Source organism: Arthrobacter globiformis NBRC 12137 (assembly GCF_000238915.1).
GTDB classification, from domain to species: Bacteria; Actinomycetota; Actinomycetes; order Actinomycetales; family Micrococcaceae; genus Arthrobacter; species Arthrobacter globiformis.
The window spans coordinates 83,046-103,498 of sequence record NZ_BAEG01000083.1 but is presented as its reverse complement, the minus strand read 5'-3'; the positions used below and the strand labels follow the sequence as shown (position 1 = coordinate 103,498).

Genomic DNA, 20,453 nt, shown 5'->3' with positions numbered 1-20,453 from the left:
CATGACCGATACACCCACCAGCTCACGCAAGTTCGCCGTCGTCGGTTCCGGCTACATGGGCGGCGGCATCGCCCAGGTCCTCGCCCTCGGAGGGGCCCGCGTTGCCCTCGCCGACGTATCCGCCGAGGTGGCACAGAAGAACTACGAGCGCCTGCTCACCGAGTCCGACCAGTTCGTGGCGGACGGGCTGTTCCCCGAGGGATCCACCGAGATCCTCAAACAGAACCTCTGGGCCGCGAAGGACATCGAGGAAGCCGTGGCAGACGCCGACTTCATCGAGGAGGCGGTGCCCGAGGTCATTGGCATCAAGCACGAGACGCTGGCCCGCATCAGCGCCGCCGCCCGGCCGGACGCCGTCATCGGCTCCAACACCTCCACGATCTCCATCGCCGAACTCTCCCAGCCGGTCGCCAACCCGGAGCGCTTCCTCGGCGTGCACTTCTCCAACCCGTCGCCGTTCATCCCCGGCGTCGAGATCATCCCGCACGAGGGCACCTCCACCGAGACCGTTGCCGCTGTCCGCGACCTGGTCCACTCCGCCAACAAGCAGACGGCCGTGGTCAAGGACGTCACCGGCTTCGTGCTGAACCGCCTGCAGTACGCGCTCTTCCACGAGGCCGCACAGCTGGTGGAGCAGGGCATCGCGACGGCGGAGGATGTGGACACCCTGGTCCGCACCACCTTCGGCTTCCGGCTGCCGTTCTTCGGCCCCTTCGCCATCGCCGACATGGCCGGCCTGGACGTCTACAACTTCTGCTACAAGTCGCTGCAGACCGACTTCCCGGAGCGCTTCGCCACACCGAAGATCCTCACGGACCTCGTGGAGGCAGGCAAGCTCGGCACCAAGACCGGCGCGGGCTTCCTGAACGTCCCGGCCGAGCGCACCCCCGAGCTGATCGCGTACCGCAACAAGGCCTACGTCGCCATGCAGAAGCTCATCGAGGAACTCGGCCCGGCCCCGATCAACTAGGCGCGCCATCTAACTAAGCACTGATCAACCGAGCACCACAGCAGTTGGGCGCCGCCCCCGGGCGGCTGCCCTTCTGTTGTGCTGCCCATTTCTCCCACGACTTAGGAGCACAGCCATGAGTACTTTTCCATCCGAGCGCACAGCCATCGTCACCGGCGCAGTCTCGGAGCGCGGCATCGGCCGGGCCACCGCCAACTACCTGGCAGAACAAGGCTGGAACATCGGCATCATCGACCTCGACGACGCCCTCTGCCAGGCCACGGCCAAAGAGATCGCCAGCCAGTACGGCGTCAAGGCCCACGGCGTGGGCGCGAACGTCGCGGACGAGGCATCAGTCCGCGCAGCGATCGACTCCATCGAGGCGGAGCTGCCCCAGATCGTGGCCCTGGCCAACGTTGCCGGCGTCAGCTCTCCCGTCCCGTACCTGGAACTCGACGCCGCCGAATGGGACCGCGTGCTCAACATCAACCTCAACGGCGTCCACTACGCCACCCGCCGCGTCGCCGAATCCATGGCCAAGCACCGGATCGGCCGCATCGTGAACATCTCCTCCGTCTCCGCGCAGCGCGGCGGCGGGACGTTCTCCAAGACCCCGTACTCCGTGGCGAAGGCCGGCGTGATCGGCCTGACCCGCGCCACGGCCCGTGAACTCGGGGAGTACGACATCACCGTCAACGCCATCTCACCCGGCCCCATCGACACCGACATCATGGGCGGGACCCTGAGCCAGGAACGCAAGGACGAACTGGTCAAGGACCTCGTGGTCAACAGGGTCGGTTCCACCCGCGACATCGCAGCAGCCATCGCCTTCCTCATCAGCGAGGACGCCGGATACATCTCCGGCCAGACGCTGAATGTGGATGGCGGCCTCTACATGCACTAGGAAGGACCGGCCATGGCTTCCAACCGGAACACCAATTCCACCCGGCGAGCAACCGCACAAGCGGTCCCCGCGGGCATCAGTTCGTGGACCAGGGAACGCAAGATCTACCTGGCCATCGGCGTCCTCGCCAGCCTGGCGGGCGTACTGCTCATCGCCTTTTCACTCTGAGGTTTTTCCCGCAGGCACCTGATTTGCTCACTTTTACTCAAAGAGGAGTTTGAATGACTGTCACCAACCCATCCACCACCAAGGAGCTGCTGGACTCGCCGGTTCTCAAATCGGCCATTTCCAAGGCGTCCTTCCGGCTCATGCCGATGCTCGTCATCCTGTACGTCGTGGCCTTCCTGGACCGCACCAACGTGGGCTTCGCCGAGGCCGCACTCGAAGCCGACAAGGGCATCAGCGCGGGTGCCTACGCGCTGGGTGCCGGCATCTTCTTCATCGGCTACGCACTATTCGAGATCCCCAGCAACCTGCTCCTGACCAAGTTCGGCGCCAAGGTGTGGCTGGCACGTATCGCCGTCACCTGGGGCATCGTCTCCGCCTGCTTCGCCTTCGTGCAGGACGAGACCTCCTTTGTGATCCTGAGGTTCCTGCTGGGCGTGACCGAGGCCGGCCTCTTCCCCGGCGTCATCATGTTCCTCGCGGCCTGGTTCCCGAACAAGGTCCGGGTCAAGATGTTCGCGATCTTCTACCTGGCGCAGCCGTTCTCCCAGATGATGGGCGCCCCGCTGTCCGGCTGGCTGATCAACATCGGCGACCAGGTTCCCGGTGTCCAGGGCTGGCAGGTCATGTTCTTCGTTGAGGGCATGCTCGCCGTGCTGGCGGGCATCGCCGCCTTCTTCTTCCTGATCAACAGCCCGCAGGACGCCAAGTTCCTCAACAAGGACGAGAAGAAGGCGCTGCAGGACGTCATGGCCCTTGAGGACAACGTCAAGGAAGAGTCCGGCCCCCGCGGTGTCCTTGCAGCCATGAAGAACGGCCGCGTCTGGTACTTCACGGTCATCTACTTCTGCCTCCAGATCGCCGTGTACGGCGTGACCTTCTACCTGCCCCAGCAGGTCGCCCAGCTGACCGGCCAGAAGGTGGGCCTCGCCGTCGGACTCATGGCTGCCATCCCGTGGTTCTTCGGCATCTTCGCCTGCTATTTCATCGGCAAGGCCGCCAACACCGTGATCCGCCGCCGCGTCTGGGGAACCGGCCTGTTCATCTCCACCGGCCTGTGCATCTTCGGCTCCGCTTGGGCCGGCGCCAACCACCTGCCTGCGCTGGGCATCGTGTTCATCACCCTCGCGGTGTGTAGCTTCCTCTCCATCGGCCCCATCGCCTGGTCGTATCCGACGGCGTTCCTCACCGGAACTGCCGCAGCGGCGGGCATTGGGCTCATCAACTCGCTGGGCAATCTGGGCGGCTTCGTGGCTCCGATCCTGCGGACGACCGTCAACCAGGTCACCGCCTCGGACACCGGCACCATGGGCGTGTACGCACTCGGCGTGCTGCCGTTCCTCGCCGCGGTGATGATGATCGGCACGCGGAAGTTCAAGAACAAGGCCGACGACCTGCTCGAAACCAGCGCCACCGGGAAGGCAGGCACTGCCCAAGAAGAAGTACTGCTGGAAAAGTAGTCAGCAGCAAAGCACAGAAGCGCAGCAACCCCGGCGCTCAGTACCTCCAGCGAAGGCAGGAAACCCCGTGACCCAGCTCAGCCAGGCTAGCAAGGACCCCGGCACGACTTTCGTTGGCGTCAGCACCAAGATGTACCTGGGCTACCGGGACAGCCTGCGCTGGCTGGATGAACTGCGCCAACAGGTGGACACCCGCCCGGCCCTCGCGGCCGGGCGGGTGGTTCCGTTCGTGATTCCCTCCTTCCCCATGCTTCCGGCGGCCGGGGACATCATTGCCGGGTCGCCGCTGGTCCTGGGTGCCCAGAACTGCGGCTGGGCCGACGGCCCGTGGACGGGTGAGCTCTCGCCGTCGCTGCTTGCCGAGCTGGGCGTGGGACTCGTGGAGATCGGGCACGCCGAACGGCGGCGGCACTTCGGCGAGGACGACGCCATGATCGCGCTCAAGGTCAGGGCGGCCGACGGCGCCGGCGTCACCCCGCTGCTGTGCGTGGGGGAGGAGTCGCGCGGCACGGAGACCACCCCAAGTACCGGAGCAGCCGTCGCCGACAGTACGGCGGGCGCGGAAGGCGCCGCCCGGTTTGTCTGCGGACAGATCGAGGCCGCGGTCGGCGGCGACTGGGGGCTCGCCGCCCGGCTGGTCATCGCCTATGAACCCGTCTGGGCCATCGGAGCAGCCGAGCCCGCCAGCGCGGCGTACGTGTCCGCCGTCGTGCGTATTCTGCGGGAACTGCTTGGTGCCCACGGGCTGCAGGGATTGCCGGTCATTTATGGCGGCTCCGCGAAACCGGGCCTGCTGCCCTCCCTGGACGGGGTGTCGGGGCTGTTCCTGGGCCGGTTCGCGCACGACGCCGCGAACTTCGGAAAAGTGCTGGACGAAGCGCTGTCGCTGGCGGCGCGGAGGGCTCCTGACAGCGAGCACTAAAGGAATGCCTCCCGGCCCGTCCCTTCGCTGAGCACGAGCTCCCCGTCCTCAATGGAGACCAGGAGGCTCCGTGGCCTGCCGTGGAGCTTCATTTCCGCACTGAGATTGCGGCTGGTGACCTCAACCCCCACCGTTGCGCCTTTTGCCGGCAGTTCAACGGAGACTTCCTCGGCCATGCCCAAAAGCTCCCGGGTGGTGACTTCGCGGTCGTACCGGGCCTCCTTGCCGTTGACCGTGATGGCGACTTCATCATCGTTGAAGCCGTCCTGGAGAATGATGAGCAGTTCCTGCATGATGCGCCGCCTAAGTCGCTGACCTCCGCTGCATAAAGTCACTACACCACTTAAGGGCCGTTGTGGGTAGTGCGGTTTAGTCGGCCCTCAGACGCCTGAACGCTCCCGATCCGGGTGCGTAGGGCAAAATGTTCTGGTGACCCAACAGCCGCAGCACCCCGCCACGCCCACGCCCAGCCCTGCCTCCGCCGCCGGGACAAAGCCGAAGGACACCCCCGCACCCGCGCCGGCCGGCGGCCAGGGCATGGACGATGTCGCAGCCCGAATAGCGGAACAGATCGCCGCCGAGCTGAGCGTGAAGGCGTGGCAGGTGAAGGCGGCCGTGGAACTGCTCGACGGCGGGTCGACGGTTCCCTTTATCGCCCGCTACCGCAAGGAAGCCACCGGGACGCTCGACGACGGCCAGCTCCGCGAGCTCGATGAGCGCCTGCGCTACCTCCGCGAACTGGAGGACCGCCGTCGGACAGTCCTGGAGGCGATTGCCGCGCAGGGGAAGCTGACCCCGGAACTGCAGGCCGCCGTCGTGGCCGCCGACACGAAGTCGCGGCTTGAGGACATCTACCTGCCCTTCAAGTCCAAGCGGCGCACCAAGGCGCAGATCGCCCGCGAAGCCGGGCTGGAACCGCTCGCGGACGCCTTGCTCAAGCGCCCGGAACTTGACCCCGAACGCGAGGCGGCCAAGTACCTGAACGCGGACCACGCCGTCGACGACGCCGCTGTGGCGCTCGCCGGCGCCCGCGCCATCATCGTGGAGCGCGTGGCCCAGGACGCCGACCTTGCCGAGAACCTGCGAGAGCGGCTGTGGACGCGGGGCCGGATGGTGTCCCGGGTGAAGAAGGGCAAGGAATCCGAGGGGCAGAAGTTCGCGGACTACTTCGAGTTTTCGCAGGCACCGTCGGGAATGCCGTCGCACCGTGTGCTGGCGCTGCTGCGCGGTGAGAAGGACGGGGTGCTCGAGCTGGACCTCACCGAAGCGGACCCTGCCGACGACGACGCCCTCGCCGCCGCGCGCTCCCGTTACGAATCCGCCGTGGCGCGGTTCCTCGGGGTTGCCGACCGTGGCCGGCCCGCCGACTCGTGGCTGCTTCAAACCGCCCAGGTGGCGTGGCGCTCCCGGGTGCTTGCCCGGCTGACGGCCGACCTGCGGGGACGGATGTTCGCCGCCGCGGAAGACGAGGCCGTGCGCGTTTTCGCCGCCAACCTGCGCGACGTGCTGCTGGCGGCGCCTGCCGGAAACCGTTCCACCCTTGGCCTGGACCCCGGGCTGCGGACGGGCGTGAAGGTGGCAGTGGTCGACAAGACCGGCAAAGTGGTGGCCACGGACACCGTCTACCCGCACGCACCGGCGCGCAAGTGGGACGAAGCCCTGGCGACGCTGACCCGCCTGGCCCGGCAGCACGCCGTCGAACTCGTGGCCATCGGCAACGGAACGGCGTCGCGCGAAACGGACAAGCTCGCGGCCGAACTGATCAAGCAGTTGTCCGCAGGTGCCGGCACCGGTAGCGCTTCCGGGGCGGCCGCAGCGCCGCAGAAGCTGGTGGTATCCGAGGCAGGTGCGTCCGTGTACTCGGCGTCCGCCCTGGCCGCGGCCGAACTCCCCGGCATGGACGTATCCCTGCGCGGCGCGGTGTCCATTGCCCGCCGCCTGCAGGATCCGCTGGCTGAGCTGGTGAAGATCGATCCGAAATCGATCGGCGTGGGGCAGTACCAGCACGATGTCACGGCCGCGAAGCTGGACCGCAGCCTGGACGCCGTGGTGGAGGACTGCGTGAACGCCGTGGGCGTGGACGTGAACACGGCGTCGCCGGCGCTGCTGAGCCGGGTGGCCGGCGTCGGGCCGCTGCTGAGCGAGAACATTGTGGCGTACCGCAACGAGCACGGACCGTTCGCCAAGCGCAGCGAGCTGAAGAAGGTGCCACGGCTCGGAGCGAAGGCGTTCGAACAGTGTGCCGGATTCCTGCGGATCACCGGGGGAGCGGAGCCGCTGGACGCCTCCAGTGTGCACCCCGAGGCGTACTCGGTGGCCCGCAAAGTCCTGACTGCCGCCGGCGCCTCTCGCGGGTCCGGCACTTCCGGCGCTTCCGGCGGCACCGCCCGTCTTGCTCCGCTGGCCGACGCCGGACGGCTGGACCCTGCCGATTTTGTCGATGGAACGTTCGGGCTCCCCACCGTGCGCGACATCATTGCCGAACTCGAGAAGCCGGGCCGCGATCCGCGTCCGGCGTTCAAGGCCGCGTCGTTCTCCGAGGGCATCGAAAAGATCTCCGACCTGAAACCTGGCATGGTCCTCGAAGGAACCGTCACCAACGTGGCTGCCTTCGGCGCGTTCGTGGATGTGGGGGTCCACCAGGACGGGCTGGTTCACGTGTCGGCGCTCGCGAACCGGTTCGTTGCCGATCCGCGCGAGGTGGTGAAGTCCGGACAGGTGGTTCGGGTGAAGGTGCTTGAGGCCGATCCGGAGCGGAAGCGCATCTCCCTCACGCTAAGGCTCGACGACGAACCGGCCCCTTCCGGCGGCCGCCCAGCCGGGGGACGCCCGGCTGGGGGACGCGGCGGAGGCGACCGGGACCGGGAAGGCGGCCGCGCCGCCGAACGTTCAGCAGGCGGCAACCGCGACGGCGGCCGGAACCGGGCGGGTACTCCCGGCCAGGCTGCCGGAAAGCCCGGGGCGCGCCAGGGGAGTGATTCAGGCCAGGCTGCGGCAGAGCGCAACAGCGCAAAGCGACAGCCGAAGCAGTCCGGCCAGCGGCCAGCTTCTGCGGACACAGCCATGGCCGAAGCCCTGCGCCGGGCCGGTCTGGGTAAGTAGGCTCCCGCTCGCGGGCAGCCGTGTCGCTGGCCGTATCCCGGGCTGGGTGGACGCCGGTGACTACAGTGGCCCCTATGAGTTTTACGAGGCCGGAGTCTTTTACCAGCCGTCCTACGCTGCAGGGCACGTTCGGCATGTCCGCCACGACCCATTGGCTTGCTACAGGCACGGCGCAGGCGGTGCTGGAGCGGGGCGGCAACGCGTTCGACGCGGCCACGGCCGCCGCCTTCGTGCTGCATGTGGCGGAACCTCACCTCAACGGGCCGGGCGGTGACATGACCGGTGTCTTCTGCACGGCGGAGGAACCCGGGAAACCGGTGGTCCTGATGGGCCAGGGCCCGGCTCCCGCGGGCGCGACGGTCCAACACTTCCGCGCCGAGGGCCTGGAACTGGTGCCCGGCTCAGGTGCGCTGGCCGCTGCGGTTCCCGGCGCCGTCGATGCCTGGCTCCTGCTGCTGCGGGACCACGGAACGTGGGAACTGGCCGAAGTCCTGGATTTCGCCATCCGCTATGCGCGCGATGGCCACCCGGTGCTGGCACGCGTCTGCAGCACCATTTCGGCAGTTGCGGAGTCGTTCCGCGAGCACTGGCCCACTTCTGCCGCACTGTGGATGCCGGAGGGACATATCCCGGTGGAGGGCGAACTGGTCCGGAATCCCGCGCTTGCCCGCACGCTCCAGAAACTGGTCCAGGCCGGTGCCGGCCTCGGCGAGGCATTCGCCGCCGAGCCGGCGCATACCCGCGAGGAGCGTATCGACGCCGCCCGCAGGGAATGGGGCGAGGGCTTCGTGGCCCGGGCCGTGGCCGAAAGCGTCCGCATACCGCACCGGCACTCATCCGGCACCAACCACCGCGGTGTCATGACGATGGCCGACATGGCCGGATTCCGCGCGTCGTACGAGGAAGCGTCCACCCTCGAGTTCCGCGGGTACACCATCGCCAAGACCGGGCCGTGGGGGCAGGGGCCGGCCCTGCTGCAGACGCTCGCTATCCTGGCCGGCTTCGACGACGACCGCCTCGACCCTTCCACCGAGCTCGGGGCACACGTCATCTTGGAGGCCCAGAAGCTCGCACTGGCGGACCGTGAGGCTTACTACGGCGACGCGGATGTCCCGCTCGATTACCTGCTGTCAGATGAGTATGCGGCGTCGCGCCGGGAGCTGATCACGGAAAATGCGTCGCTCGAGTTTCGTCCGGGCTCCGTGCCCGGGCGTGAGCCGTATGTGCCCGCACTTCGCACCGAGTATGTGGCGGCGGTGCTGTCGGATGGCGACGCCGCGGTTGGTGATCCGACGATCGGTGAACCCACGCCCGGCGAACACAGCGTGACGGCCAACGGGGAAACCCGCGGCGACACGTGCCACATCGATGTTGTGGACCGGTGGGGCAACATGGTTTCGGCCACACCGTCCGGGGGTTGGCTGCAGTCGTCGCCCGCGATCCCTGAGCTTGGGTTTTGCCTGGGCACGCGGCTGCAGATGACGTGGCTTGAGCCCGGAACGCCGTCCACGCTGACGCCGGGGAAGCGGCCGCGGACCACGCTGACGCCGACGCTGGTGTTGCGCGATGGCGCTGCTGTCTCCGCGCTCGGCTCGCCAGGGGGAGACCAGCAGGACCAGTGGCAGTTGCTGTACCTGCTGCGGACCATCGTCGGCGGGTACACCCCACAGCAGGCCATCGATGCGCCGGCGTTCCACACGACGTCCATGCCCGGGTCTTTCTGGCCGCGCACATGGGAACCCGGCGGTGCCGTCGTCGAGGATCGACTGGGCGACGACGTTATCGCCGCACTCGAGCGGCGGGGACACCGGATCACCAGGGCAGGTGACTGGACGCTGGGACGGCTGTCCGCCGCCGTACGCGATCCCAGGACCGGCGTGCTGCAGGCTGCAGCGAACCCGCGGGGCGCTCAGGGATACGCGGCGGGCCGGTAGGCGCGGAATCCCTTTCCGCTCACGTTCTCGCTGGGTGGGCAGCGAATATACGTGCCCGCGGGCCGCGGGGCGGGGTTTCTGGCGTGGCGGTTATCTGCAAGGCTGGGGGCATGAACTACTTCCTGGACTACACGATTCCCGCTGCCCCCGACAACGCCGAATTCGAGTTCCCGCACGACGAGATTCGACCCGGGACCACCATCCCGCTCTCGGAGACCAACGCCGACGTAGTGCACACCCCCGAGCTCCCCGCCCGTACCGGCATCATCGGTGCCACCGTGCCCGAAGCGAAGCTCGAAGCCGAGCAGCTGATCACCCACAGCCGGGCGACGGAGGCGTCCCTGTATGAGGACCCCTCGAATTCGCTTCAGGCAGGCGTGGGCACTCTCGTAGCTACCTTCACGGAAGGCAGTGGCTGGCAGGACGCGTAGCGGCTGCAAAGGATCGTTTCACCGAAGCGCCTGGCTCCTGGTTTAGGAGGCTGGGCGCTTCTGTTTTTGGTGGTCCGGCTACCTCTTGTCCGCAGAGTCATGTTTTGTGGTGGTGGTTTTGTCGGGGTTGTTGGCGGGGGTCGATGTGGGGCGGCGGGATAAACCACGGGACCCCGTTTTTGACGTGGATTTTCCACTGTTCCTTGTGAATTAAGTGGTGGTGATGGGTGCAGAGGAGGACGCCGTTGTCGGTGCTGGTGGGTCCGCGGCGGGACCAGTAGGTGATGTGGTGGGCTTCGCACCAGGATGCGGGGATGGTGCAGTTGGGGAAGGCGCAGCCCTGGTCTCGGGCGTTGAGGGCTTTGCGGATGTGGGGCGGGAAGATCCGGGTGGTGCGGCCGATGTCGAGGATGCGTCCTTGGCTGCCGAGGAGGACGGGGATGATGTCGGCGTCGCAGGCGATTTTGCGAATGGTGGAGGCGGTGACGGGGCCGGTGTAGTTGAACGTTCCGCTGCCGGTGGCCGCGCCGCTCGGTCCGCCGGGGAGGGGTGTGGCGAAGAGGTCGGTGCCGGACCAGTCGGTGCCGGGCGGGGTGATGCTGGCGGCGTTGGTGATGGGCTGGTGGCCTGTCGGGGCGTCGGGTTCGCTTGTTTGCGCGGCTTCTGTGCTGGTGTCCGGTTCGGTGGTCTGCCAGGTGCGTGGCGGGAGCCAGGGGTCGGTGGTCTGTGATGTCTCCGGGCTGGCGGGCCGCATGCTGCTGGGTCTGTCATGTCTTTTGGAGGCGTAGCGGGGGCCGCGGTTGGCGGTGGTTTGGATGCTGTTGAGGAGGTCCCGGTAGCCGATGGTGACCATGACTTGGGGGCGGAGTCCTCCTGTGGTGGGCAGGGTGCCGGCGGCGAGGGCTGCCTTGGACGCGCCGACGAGGCCGTCGAGGCGTTGCTGGGCGAGGGTGCGGCGGTCCAGGTCCGGTTCCGGGGTGGGGGCGTTGAAGGCCGCGTCGGGGTCGGCAGCGGCGGCGCTGATACCGTCGGCGCTGCCGGTACCGCCGTCACCGCTGGTGCCGTTGTCGGTATTCCGGCAGGTGGTGGTGTTGGGGGTGGTGGTGCGGGGGTTGGTGGCGGTGTTCATGACGGTGGTGAGGACTTCGTATTGGTCGGTGGTGGCGCGGATTTCGAGGTGGTGGAGGCCGCCGCGTTTGTGGTGGAGGAAGACGCCTTGGCGGTGGCGGAGGTTTTCTTCGGAGGGTTCGGTGCCGTCCTGGTCGAGGGCGTCGATCCAGCGGTGGGCGATGCGGGTGAGGAAGTCGTGGTCGTTTTCGATCGCGGTTTGGGTGAGGTTGTGTTCCATTTCGGTGATCAGGGCGGGGTCGGGGATGTGGCGGACTTTGTCCAGGGCGGTGGTGATGGTGGTTCCGGCGCGGGAGGAGATGATTCCGGTGGTGAGGGCTGCTGCGGTTTCTTCGCGTTCGGGTGGCATGGGCCGGCCGGCGAGTCCGGTGCGGGGGAGGGTGGCGTTGGCGAGGGCGAGGCGGCGGCGTGCTTCGGGGGTGCTGATCCGGAGCCGGGTGCGGAGGAACTCGGCGGTGTTTCGGGCTCCGTCATCGGCCGGGGACCAGGCCACCGCAGAGGCAGAGGCCGCCGGGGTTGGAGCAGGGGCGGCGGCAGCGGCTAAGGAGGAGCCAGAGGCTCCAGCCGTGTCGGCCGGATCGGAGGGCTGAGCGCCAGGATCCGGGACAGGCCCGGGTTCGGTGCACCAGCCTGTGGTCCAGCCTGCGGCGCGGCTGGCGGTCGCGGCGGCGTTGATCGCCTCGGTCCGTGTCCGGTCCACCGCCGCGGCGGCGAGTACTTGCAGGTGTTCGACGCGGCGGGAGAGCTTCTCGGTCAGTTCCGCGAAATCGGCCGTCTGAAGGAAGTTGGCCGCGGCGAGCTCCTCCGGCGCCGAGCTGGTGGCGGACTCCAGCAGCGCCAGGGCCGCGTTCAGATCAGTCGTTGCCAGCGCCAGTTCAGCGGTCAACAGGGCAGCTGACTCCGGGCCGTCCGTGCCGAGGTGTGGAGTGGCAGGGCCGGAGCCAGCTGCAAAGCCGGCGGCAGCACCGCCGTCGGACACGTCCTTGGCCGGTGCGTCAGAAAGGGGAGCTGCAGGGACGCTGCGCAGCCGGCGGCCAGGCAGCAGGGCCGCGGAACCCAGACCGGAGACGTCAGTCCCCGCCGAGCTATGCGCTCCGTGCTCCCCAATAGCTTCCATAGAGAAACTCTCTCAGCGGGGTCTGACATTTTTAGGGGTGAGGAGCGTCACTGCGAACTAAACGTGAAAAACTTTTGAAAATTTTTTTTGGCCCGGTCATTTGACCGGCATCTCCACCTGGGCGACGCGTGTACTCATGGGTGGCGAACTCCGACGCCGGCCAGAATGTCGCGGTACCCCTCGCGAAAGGATGGGTACTTGAATGAAAACCCTGTATCCCGAAGCAGCGCGTTGCTGCACCGCTTGTTGCCACCCCGCGCGCTGCCCAGAGAATCCGTCGGCGGTACGTCCAACCCCAATTCGGCCGCCAGGAAGCGCAGAACGTCGCCCAACTCGGCTGGATCGTTGTCCACCCCCAGATAGGCCGGCGACGGCACAGCGTTCATGGTGCACAAATGCACGATGGCACCCGCGGCGTCGTCGCGGTGGATGCGGTTGGTGTAACGGGGCTGGTCAGGAATGACGGCGGCGCCAGTTCGAACCTGGTCGATGAGGCGCGTGCGGCCCGGCCCGTAAATTCCGCCAAGCCTGAGCACGACAGGTGTGGTTCCGGTTCCATGGAGCCGCTTGAGCAGGTGCTCCTCAGCCTCACGCATGATGCGGCCCGAGAATCCGCCGGGTTCCGGCGTCGTGTTCTCATCGACCCATCCGCCGCCGGCGTCGCCGTACACGGCCGTGGAGGAGACGAAAAGGACGCGTTCGGGGGTAACGCGGTCTCGATCAAGAGCGTCGAGCACATGCGCCACGCCGTCCAGGTACGCGCTTCGGTAGGCCTCTTCGGTGGACGCGTCCGCTGCCACCGCTATGACGACGGCGGTGGTGTCCGCCGGGACAGGCGGCAGTTCTGCGGTGCTTAGGTTCGCCGCGGCGCCCTCAATCGCAGCCGGCAGCTTGTCCGGCGAGCGGCGCCATCCCACCACCCGGTGTCCCGCTGCGGCGAACCGCAAACCCGCCTCGGTGCCCAGATCGCCGCAACCGGCCAGAAGGATAGTCATCTGCGGTTCAGAGCGCCGGTACGGGGAAGAAGACGCGGGGGTCCTGCAGCAGCGCCGGGTAGTCGAATTCCGACCGGTCGATGATGTCCGTGAGCTGGAAGTTGCGGCCGAAGCGCCCGTCGTCGAGCGTGATGGGACGGCCCACGACCATTCCGACGGCGAACCTGCTGCCGCCGTCGAACGGCACGGCCACCGGGGACTTGCCCGGAAGTGTTGAGAAGGCTGCCTCCTGGCGCTGCCGTTTCCGGGACGGCTTCTTGACCAGCGGCTTGGGGGCGGCCTTCCGGGCGACCTTGGCGGGGCGGCGCGATGTTTCCTCAGCGTAGACGAACTGGTAGTCGTCCCCGGAGTCCGCGGAATCCCCGCCGGCGCCCGAACCAGCCCCGGCCCCAGACCCAGCAGCCCCGCCGCCCGAAGCAACGGCGGAACCCTGCGCCGCCCGCCCCACGGCGGGAAGCCCGACCTTGACCAGCTTCTCGGGGTCGCCCTGGCCGACGTGCTCGCGGAGAATCCACAGCACGTCACCCTCTGGATCCTCCGGCAGGAACTCGTGCTTGGGCTCCGGCCAGACGTACTCCAGCCCGTGCTCGGTGCCGGGGAACACCTGTTCGTAGAAGTGCGGGTCCTTGCGGATCAGGTTGGAGCGGTGGCTCAGGTGGAAGTCGGGGTCTCCGAGCCACGGCGGAAGCAGGATCTTGGCTGCATAGTCTGGGTGCGCGGCCTGGGGTGCGAACTCTCGGATGTTGTCCCGGGTGGTGTCGTCGAAGCCGCGCTTAGTCCATTCGTCCACCATGGCCAGGCCGTACATGGTGAGCGCAGGCACGTGCCCCATCCACATGCGGATAGCGGGGTGTGACTGCCACCCGTATTCCGGGATGACCAGCGCACGGAGTGTCTGCAGCGCTTCTACGCGCTGCTTGCCGAGCCGGGGGGTGTCCAGCGCGGCCGCGCTTTGCCGGAAATCGGGATAGGGAAGGAAGGTTTGCATCCCTTCAGTCTGCCGTCCCTGGCGCCCTGTGCCAATTGAAGTGCCGGACGGCACAGCCAGCGGCCAAAATGGACGGTCCGGTGTTCACATAGTGGACCCATGCATACGGAAGGTTGATTAATCCACTAAGATATCCGAAACCTCACCAGCGTCTGGAAGCCAACTCATGACTCTTACCTCTCCCGCACCCTTGTCCTCCGCCCCCGCGGAGACGACTTCACATGCGCCACAGGAGCCCCAGCTGTTCGTTCCGAAGTACGGCCAAATGCTGGGCGCCGACGCGAACGGGATCCTCGTTCTCGACGAGTTTACTCTGGACCCGGCGGCTGCGCGCAAGGACCAGCACCGTTTCCGCACCGCGCTTGCATCCGTTGCGCTTACCCTGCGCCGCCTTGTGGCTTTGCGCGTTTTCATCGCAGTGGTGGCGGTCGCCAACCTGCCGCTCTTCCTGATGTCCACCGGCTGGTGGATCTACGCCGTGTCCCTGGCACTGGTGATCGGTGTCCACGCCGCCGTGAACTGGCTGAACAAGCACGAGCCGCGCGTCAAGCAGCGCCACGAACTCGAGCTGCACCTGCACCGCGAACGCAGCGACAACTACCGTAAGGTGCGCGACGCCGTGAAGTTCGTCGTCGACAGCCCGGCCCGCGTCAACGAGCACCTCTACCTCGAGCTGCTGCACGCTAAGCGGGTTGCCCTGCACCTCGCGTCCGGCACCGTTGCCCTTCTGGACACCAGCGACGACGCCGCTTGGAAGGTGCGCATCGTCCGGGAACTTCCCGCCGCGGCCTAAGGCCAAACACTGACGCTTCCAGCCGTCACGCTGTAGTGAATAAATAACGACGCCGGGCGTCCCCACTCTGGGGGCGCCCGGCGTCGTTATCTCTAAAGAAAGACAGACGCAGCGAAGCCGGACACAACGAAGCCGGACACAACGAAGCCGGACACAACGGCCGGGACACGACAACGCCGGGCGGCCCCTCAAAAGGGACCGCCCGGCGTCGTGCTTTAAGGCAGCGCCGCTAAGCGGCCTGACCAAGCAGATTAGGCAGGGAGCTGCAGAACCTGGCCCACGAACACCAGGTTCGGGTTGCTGATGGTGTCAGCGTTGGCGTCGGCGAGGTGCTGCCAGCCGCCGTGGATGCCAAGCTTGTCGGCGATCTTGCTCAGGGTGTCGCCATCCTGGACGGTGTAGGTCTCGCCGCTCACCGCGATGGCGGCGGCGTGACGGGCCTGGACGGGAGCCTGGGCTACTTCGGCCACGGGGGGCCTGGGCAACGGGAGCGGTCTGGACGGGTGCGGCCTGGACCGGTGCTGCCTGAACAGGTGCGCTCTGCGGCAGGATCTGCGGTGCAGGAGCGCCACCGCCACCGTTCAGGCCCAGCTTGGCGGAGCAGGCGGGCCATGCGCCCCAACCCTGGCTGGCCTGGACCTTTTCGGCCACGGCGATCTGCTGGGCGCGGGAAGCGTTCTGGGGTGAGCCGGTTCCGCCGAAAGCGGCCCAGGTCTGCGGGGTGAACTGCAGGCCGCCCGAGAAACCGTTGCCGGTGTTGGTGGACCAGTTGCCGCCGCTCTCGCACTGGGCGAGGGCATCCCAAGTGGAGCCGCTCGTGGCGGTGGGCGTTGCAGCGTTGGCGGCAGTGGCCGAAAGCGCCAGAGTTGCGGCGGAAACGGCGGCCAGGGTGACTCCACGGCGCGCGGCAGTACTAAGAGTGGACTTCTTCATTGGGATGCTCCTGAGGCCACCCGCGCTCGGTCCGTCCCCGGACGTTGTCGCGCTACTGCCCGCCCCTGACGAACTAGAGGTCAATTCGGTATCCGCCGGCCGGGCAGTAACTGGTGGTGGCGGTACCGGGCATTCATGGGCCCGCGTGCGCGGGCATGTGTCCCACCCTAGAGGTGTTGCGCGCCGTTATCAAATCGAGATCTTTATTGACAGTCAAGTGGTTATGGGGCACTCCGGCCGAGCGCGGAAGCCAGGTACTGCGCTGTCCGACAGTCGGGTGAACCGGCGACTGCGGCGGGCGTTCCGGAGGCAATGATCTTTCCGCCGGCGTCCCCGCCGGCCGGTCCGAGGTCGATCACCCAGTCCGCTTCTGCCACCACGTCCATTTCGTGCTCCACCACGACCACCGTGTTTCCCGCGTCGACGAGGCGGTGCAGCTGGGCCATGAGGAGCCGGACGTCGGCCGGATGCAGCCCGGTGGTGGGCTCGTCCAGCAGGTACAGGGTGTGGCCGCGGCGGGCCCGCTGCAGTTCGGTGGCGAGTTTGATGCGCTGGGCCTCACCGCCGGAGAGTTCGGTGGCGGGCTGTCCGAGCCGCAGGTAGCCCAGCCCGACTTCCCGCAGCGTCTGCAGGCTGCGCGCGGCTGAGGGAACGTCCTGCAGGAATTCAGCGGCGGCGTCCACGGTCATTCCCAGGACGTCGGCCACGTTCTTGCCGCGGTAGGTGACCTCGAGGGTTTCCGGGTTGTAGCGGGAACCGCCGCATTCCGGGCAGGGGCCGTAGCTGCCGGGCAGGAACAGCAGTTCGACGGCGACGAATCCCTCGCCCTGGCAGGTCTCGCAGCGCCCGCCGGCCACGTTGAAGGAGAAGCGTCCGGCGCCGTATCCGCGGGACCGGGCTTCGTCCGTGGCAGCGAACTCCTTGCGCACGGCGTCGAACAGTCCGGTGTAGGTGGCCAGGTTGGACCGGGGCGTGCGGCCGATCGGTTTTTGGTCCACCGTCACCAGCCGGTCCACGTGGTGCAGGCCTGTCACCGTTCCCACACTCAGCGGGGTGCCCGCTTCGACGGCGTCTAGGGGCTGGTCCTCGCCGGCAGAATCCGGGCCGCCCGCGCCCGCGTCGCCGTGCAGTTCCGATCCCACCACCTCGGCGAGAACGTGGCTGACCAGCGTCGACTTGCCCGAGCCGGAGACTCCGGTAACGGCGGTCAGGACCTGCAGCGGGAAGGACGCGTCGAGGCTGCGGAGGTTGTGCCGCGTGATGTCGTTCAGATCCAGCCAAGCACCAGGTTCCCGACGGCGGCCGGTTGGCTCGCTGCTGCCGGGCTCGCCGGCGCCGGTGGCACGGGTGCCGGGCAAGTCGGTGCCCGGCGCGCCGCCGCTGGGGCCATCCGGCACGAGGAACGGACGCGTGACGGAGGCCTCCACCGCGGCGAGACCGGCAACCGGCCCGCTGTACAGTACTTCACCGCCGCCCTCTCCAGCCCTCGGCCCCACGTCCACGAGCCAGTCGGCGCGGCGAACGATGTCCATGTTGTGTTCCACCACGAACACGGAGTTGCCCGACGCCTTGAGCTGCTCCAGCACAGCGAGCAGGGGCTCGGCGTCGGCGGGGTGCAGCCCGGCCGACGGCTCGTCCAGCACGTACACGACGCCGAACAGACCCGAGCGGAGCTGGGTGGCGATCCGGAGGCGCTGCATTTCGCCGGGGGAGAGGGTGGGTGTCGACCGGCCGAGGGCGAGGTAGCCGAGCCCCAGATCCAGCAGGACGGTGATCCGCTGCAGGAGGTCGCGCGTGATGGCCACGGCCACCTCGTTGCTTTCGCCGGAGGACAGCTTGCGGGAGGCGGTTCCGGCGTCCTTCAGCTCGGTCGTCGGGCGGATGATGTCCGCCAGTTCGGCCATCGGCACTGCGTTGAGTTCGGCGATGGTCTTTCCGGCGAAGGTCACGGCCAGGGCCTCCGGCGTGAGGCCGCTGCCGCTGCACCGCCGGCAGGGGCCGGTTTCCATGAAGCGGAGCACCCGTTCGCGCATCGTGGTGCTCTTGGAGTCCGCGAGCGTGTGCAGCACGTGGCTCTTGGCGCTCCAGAACTTGCCCTTGTACGGCTTTGCTACGCGGTCGCGCTGAGGGGTGATTTCCACGACCGGTTGCTCTTCGGTGAAAAGGATCCAGTCGCGGTCCTTCCTGGGCAGCTCTTGCCAGGGGGTGTCGACGTCATAGCCCAGGTGGGTGAGGATGTCGCGCAGGTTCTTGCCCTGCCACGCCGTCGGCCAGGCGGCGATGGCCCCGTCCCGGATGCTCAGGGACGGGTCCGGGACCAGGGAGGCTTCGCTCACGGTGTGCGCAACGCCGAGGCCGTGGCACTCGGGGCAGGCCCCGGCGGCCGTGTTGGGAGAGAAGGCGTCCGAGTCCAGGGTGCCGGCACCGGCAGGGTAGCTGCCGGCGCGCGAGAACAGCATGCGGATCGAGTTGGACAGCGTGGTCACCGTCCCCACCGTGGAACGGCTGCTCGGTGTCCCGCGGCGCTGTTGAAGCGCGACGGCGGGAGGCAGCCCGGTAATCATTTCCACCTTGGGATTGTGGCCCTGCTGGATGAGGCGCCGGGCGTACGGCGCCACGGACTCGAAGTACCGGCGCTGGGCTTCAGCGTAGATCGTGCCGAATGCCAGCGAGGACTTGCCCGATCCCGAGACGCCGGTAAACGCAACGATCGCGTCGCGCGGCACAGCCACGTCCACGTTGCGAAGATTGTTCTCGCGGGCACCGCGCACGCGGACGAAGCCGTCCGCGGAATGGTGGGCACCGATGGAGTGGGCGGCTCCGGGGCCGGCTTCCAGGCTCCAGTCCAGATCGGCCAAGGGGGCAGCATACTCTTCAGTCCGCATCTGTTCGACTCTAGCGGTCATAGCCGGTCCGGGGACTATTCTGTCGGGGTGAACACTTACGACGCCGCCGCCGAACCGATCGATCCCACTGCTCCTTCAGGTCAAACTGGGCCTTCAGATCAAACTGCGATTTCTGGTGAAGAGGAGCTGGTGGCGGCCGCGTCGCCGATGCCTTTGGCCGAGCTCCACCTTCACATCGAGGGAACGCTGGAACCGGAACTGATTTTTGCGCTCGCTGAACGGAACGGGATCGAGCTGCCGTACGCGAACCTGGACGAGCTGCGGAGCCGTTACGAGTTCACCGACCTGCAGTCCTTCCTCGATCTGTACTACGCCAACATGGCTGTGCTGCGGACGGAGCAGGACTTCGCGGACATGACCCGGGCTTACCTGGCGCGGGCTGCGGCGGCCGGGGTGCGGCACGCGGAAATCATGATGGATCCGCAGGCGCACCTCTCGCGCGGGGTTTCCCTGGAGACGTGCGTCAACGGCGTGGCGTCGGTGCTCGCCACGTCTGAGGAGGAGTTCGGCGTTTCGACGCTGCTGATTGCCGCCTTCCTGCGCGACCTCTCCGAGGACTCGGCGCTCGAGGTCCTGGAGGGGCTTCTTGCGATGAACGCGCCGATCGCCGGCATCGGTCTGGATTCCGCAGAGGTGGGCAACCCGCCGTCGAAATTCACCCGGCTGTTTGCCCGGGCCGGCGAAGCAGGCCTGCGGAAGATTGCGCACGCGGGGGAGGAAGGCCCGCCGTCGTACATTGTGGAGGCGCTGGATGTCCTGGCCGTGGAGCGGATCGACCACGGAATCCGGTGCATGGAGGATCCCGAGCTCGTGGAACGGCTGGTCAATGACAGGGTGCCGCTGACGGTCTGTCCGCTGTCGAACGTCCGGCTCCGCGCCGTGGACATGCTGGCCGCCCATCCGCTGCCGGCGATGCTGGCCGCCGGGCTCAACGTCAGCGTGAACTCGGACGACCCGGCGTACTTTGGCGGCTACGTGGACAGCAACTTTGCCCAGCTCGAGTCGGTTCTGGGCCTGTCCGAATTCGACCGGGTCAGGCTGGCCGCCAACTCGATCAGGTCGTCCTTCGCCAGCGAGGAACGGAAGCAGGAGCTGCTGGCCGAACTGTCGGGCTAGGAATCGGGAGGGGTGGTCAGCGGCTTGGTGACCGCCGGCGCGCCCGTCCGGATGATCCACCAGCCCAGCGCCGCCATGACCAGCCCGACGGGGATCCCGTAGGGCGGCAGTCCGGCGTTGTAACCGAGGAAGCCGGCGACGACGAAGGCCACACCCAGCCACCAAGGGAACATGCCTGAGCGCCAGCCGGTGATGCCGAAGACCATCCAGCCCAGAGCCAAAAAGCACGTAGCTGGAGAGCCCTCCGACCGCCAGCATTCCGGACCCTCCGGCGAGGATCGCGCCAGGGGCGACGTCTGCGATCCAGGGGGCGGCGAAACCGTCGAACCACATGTTGCCGGCCATGTCCAGGGTGCCCACCAGCGCGAAGCAGAAGCCGACGGCGCCCAGTCCGCCTGCCCTGCCACCGAGCCTGAAGTAGACGGATGCCAGGGCGAGGGTGAGGCCGATGAAGACCACCCAGTACAGGGCGTTCGTGATCTGGAAGGGCGCCTGCCGCATCATCTCGATCCGGTCCAGGCTCAGGTCGGCAGCGAGCAGGCGCGCCACGTCCGCTGCGGCAAAGACAAGGCCGGACACCAGCGCGATGGGACCGGCGGATCTAGCTAAC

Annotated in this window: 17 protein-coding genes and 1 pseudogene; 11 read left to right on the top strand and 7 right to left on the bottom strand. The window is 67.6% G+C overall.

Annotated features, from left to right (window positions below; genetic code table 11):
• Position 1: 1 nt before the first annotated feature.
• From ARGLB_RS16150 to ARGLB_RS16135, 5 genes are all read left to right on the top strand, one after another.
• Positions 2-970: a 3-hydroxyacyl-CoA dehydrogenase family protein gene (locus ARGLB_RS16150; RefSeq protein WP_003804523.1), complete on the top strand. Its 969-nt coding sequence runs from the start codon at positions 2-4 to the stop codon at positions 968-970.
• Positions 971-1,085: 115 nt separating this feature from the next.
• Positions 1,086-1,853, top strand: a complete 768-nt coding sequence (locus tag ARGLB_RS16145; protein ID WP_003804522.1) for an SDR family NAD(P)-dependent oxidoreductase — start codon at positions 1,086-1,088, stop codon at positions 1,851-1,853.
• A 12-nt stretch (positions 1,854-1,865) separates the two neighbouring features.
• Positions 1,866-2,021 carry a hypothetical protein gene (locus tag ARGLB_RS23700; RefSeq protein WP_003804521.1) on the top strand — a complete coding sequence of 52 codons (156 nt, stop codon included), beginning with the start codon at positions 1,866-1,868 and terminating at the stop codon, positions 2,019-2,021.
• Between the two features lie 53 nt (positions 2,022-2,074).
• Positions 2,075-3,478 (top strand): MFS transporter, encoded by a 1,404-nt coding sequence (locus ARGLB_RS16140; RefSeq protein WP_003804520.1) that lies wholly within the window; start codon positions 2,075-2,077, stop codon positions 3,476-3,478.
• A 130-nt stretch (positions 3,479-3,608) separates the two neighbouring features.
• Positions 3,609-4,400: a triose-phosphate isomerase family protein gene (locus ARGLB_RS16135; protein WP_139023382.1), complete on the top strand. Its 792-nt coding sequence runs from the start codon at positions 3,609-3,611 to the stop codon at positions 4,398-4,400.
• On the opposite strand, the gene ARGLB_RS16130 is transcribed toward ARGLB_RS16135, so the two are convergent.
• Positions 4,397-4,693 (bottom strand): hypothetical protein, encoded by a 297-nt coding sequence (locus tag ARGLB_RS16130; protein WP_003804518.1) that lies wholly within the window; start codon positions 4,691-4,693, stop codon positions 4,397-4,399. The two genes, ARGLB_RS16135 and ARGLB_RS16130, sit on opposite strands and share 4 nt — an antisense overlap.
• Before the next feature lie 244 nt (positions 4,694-4,937).
• Between ARGLB_RS16130 and ARGLB_RS16125 the strand changes: the two genes are divergently transcribed.
• The 3 genes from ARGLB_RS16125 (at position 4,938) to ARGLB_RS16115 (ending at position 9,867) form a co-directional block, all read left to right on the top strand.
• The gene (locus tag ARGLB_RS16125; protein WP_050934387.1) at positions 4,938-7,502 is read left to right on the top strand and encodes a Tex family protein; all 2,565 of its coding nucleotides are present in this window, start codon (positions 4,938-4,940) and stop codon (positions 7,500-7,502) included.
• Between the two features lie 74 nt (positions 7,503-7,576).
• Positions 7,577-9,436, top strand: a complete 1,860-nt coding sequence (locus ARGLB_RS16120) for a gamma-glutamyltransferase family protein (RefSeq protein WP_043419462.1) — start codon at positions 7,577-7,579, stop codon at positions 9,434-9,436.
• 110 nt (positions 9,437-9,546) lie between these two features.
• Positions 9,547-9,867 carry a hypothetical protein gene (locus ARGLB_RS16115; protein ID WP_043419461.1) on the top strand — a complete coding sequence of 107 codons (321 nt, stop codon included), beginning with the start codon at positions 9,547-9,549 and terminating at the stop codon, positions 9,865-9,867.
• 97 nt (positions 9,868-9,964) lie between these two features.
• Here the strand turns inward: ARGLB_RS16115 and ARGLB_RS16110 are convergent, their stop codons facing one another.
• The 3 genes from ARGLB_RS16110 to ARGLB_RS16100 form a co-directional block, all read right to left on the bottom strand.
• Positions 9,965-12,112, bottom strand: a complete 2,148-nt coding sequence (locus tag ARGLB_RS16110) for an HNH endonuclease signature motif containing protein (RefSeq protein ID WP_003804508.1) — start codon at positions 12,110-12,112, stop codon at positions 9,965-9,967.
• Positions 12,113-12,246: 134 nt separating this feature from the next.
• Positions 12,247-13,107, bottom strand: coding sequence for an SDR family oxidoreductase (locus ARGLB_RS16105; RefSeq protein ID WP_003804506.1), 861 nt, complete (start codon positions 13,105-13,107; stop codon positions 12,247-12,249).
• 7 nt (positions 13,108-13,114) lie between these two features.
• A complete protein-coding gene (locus ARGLB_RS16100; protein WP_003804505.1) occupies positions 13,115-14,095 on the bottom strand; it encodes an MSMEG_6728 family protein in 981 nt (326 codons plus the stop codon).
• A 265-nt stretch (positions 14,096-14,360) separates the two neighbouring features.
• Between ARGLB_RS16100 and ARGLB_RS16095 the strand changes: the two genes are divergently transcribed.
• Positions 14,361-14,888, top strand: a complete 528-nt coding sequence (locus ARGLB_RS16095) for a hypothetical protein (RefSeq protein ID WP_139023381.1) — start codon at positions 14,361-14,363, stop codon at positions 14,886-14,888.
• A 251-nt stretch (positions 14,889-15,139) separates the two neighbouring features.
• On the opposite strand, the pseudogene ARGLB_RS24330 reads toward ARGLB_RS16095, so the two are convergent.
• Both ARGLB_RS24330 and ARGLB_RS16085 read right to left on the bottom strand, forming a co-directional pair.
• A pseudogene (locus ARGLB_RS24330) lies at positions 15,140-15,821 on the bottom strand (transglycosylase family protein).
• Between the two features lie 221 nt (positions 15,822-16,042).
• Positions 16,043-18,706 carry an excinuclease ABC subunit UvrA gene (locus tag ARGLB_RS16085; protein ID WP_175305013.1) on the bottom strand — a complete coding sequence of 888 codons (2,664 nt, stop codon included), beginning with the start codon at positions 18,704-18,706 and terminating at the stop codon, positions 16,043-16,045.
• Between the two features lie 168 nt (positions 18,707-18,874).
• On the opposite strand from ARGLB_RS16085, the gene ARGLB_RS16080 reads away from it, so the two are divergent.
• A complete protein-coding gene (locus ARGLB_RS16080) occupies positions 18,875-19,843 on the top strand; it encodes an adenosine deaminase (protein WP_050934385.1) in 969 nt (322 codons plus the stop codon).
• Here the strand turns inward: ARGLB_RS16080 and ARGLB_RS23695 are convergent.
• Positions 19,840-20,016, bottom strand: coding sequence for a hypothetical protein (locus ARGLB_RS23695; protein WP_175305012.1), 177 nt, complete (start codon positions 20,014-20,016; stop codon positions 19,840-19,842). The two genes, ARGLB_RS16080 and ARGLB_RS23695, sit on opposite strands and share 4 nt — an antisense overlap.
• Between ARGLB_RS23695 and ARGLB_RS23365 the strand changes: the two genes are divergently transcribed.
• A complete protein-coding gene (locus tag ARGLB_RS23365) occupies positions 20,015-20,452 on the top strand; it encodes a hypothetical protein (protein ID WP_003804494.1) in 438 nt (145 codons plus the stop codon). The two genes, ARGLB_RS23695 and ARGLB_RS23365, sit on opposite strands and share 2 nt — an antisense overlap.
• Position 20,453 lies beyond the last annotated feature (1 nt).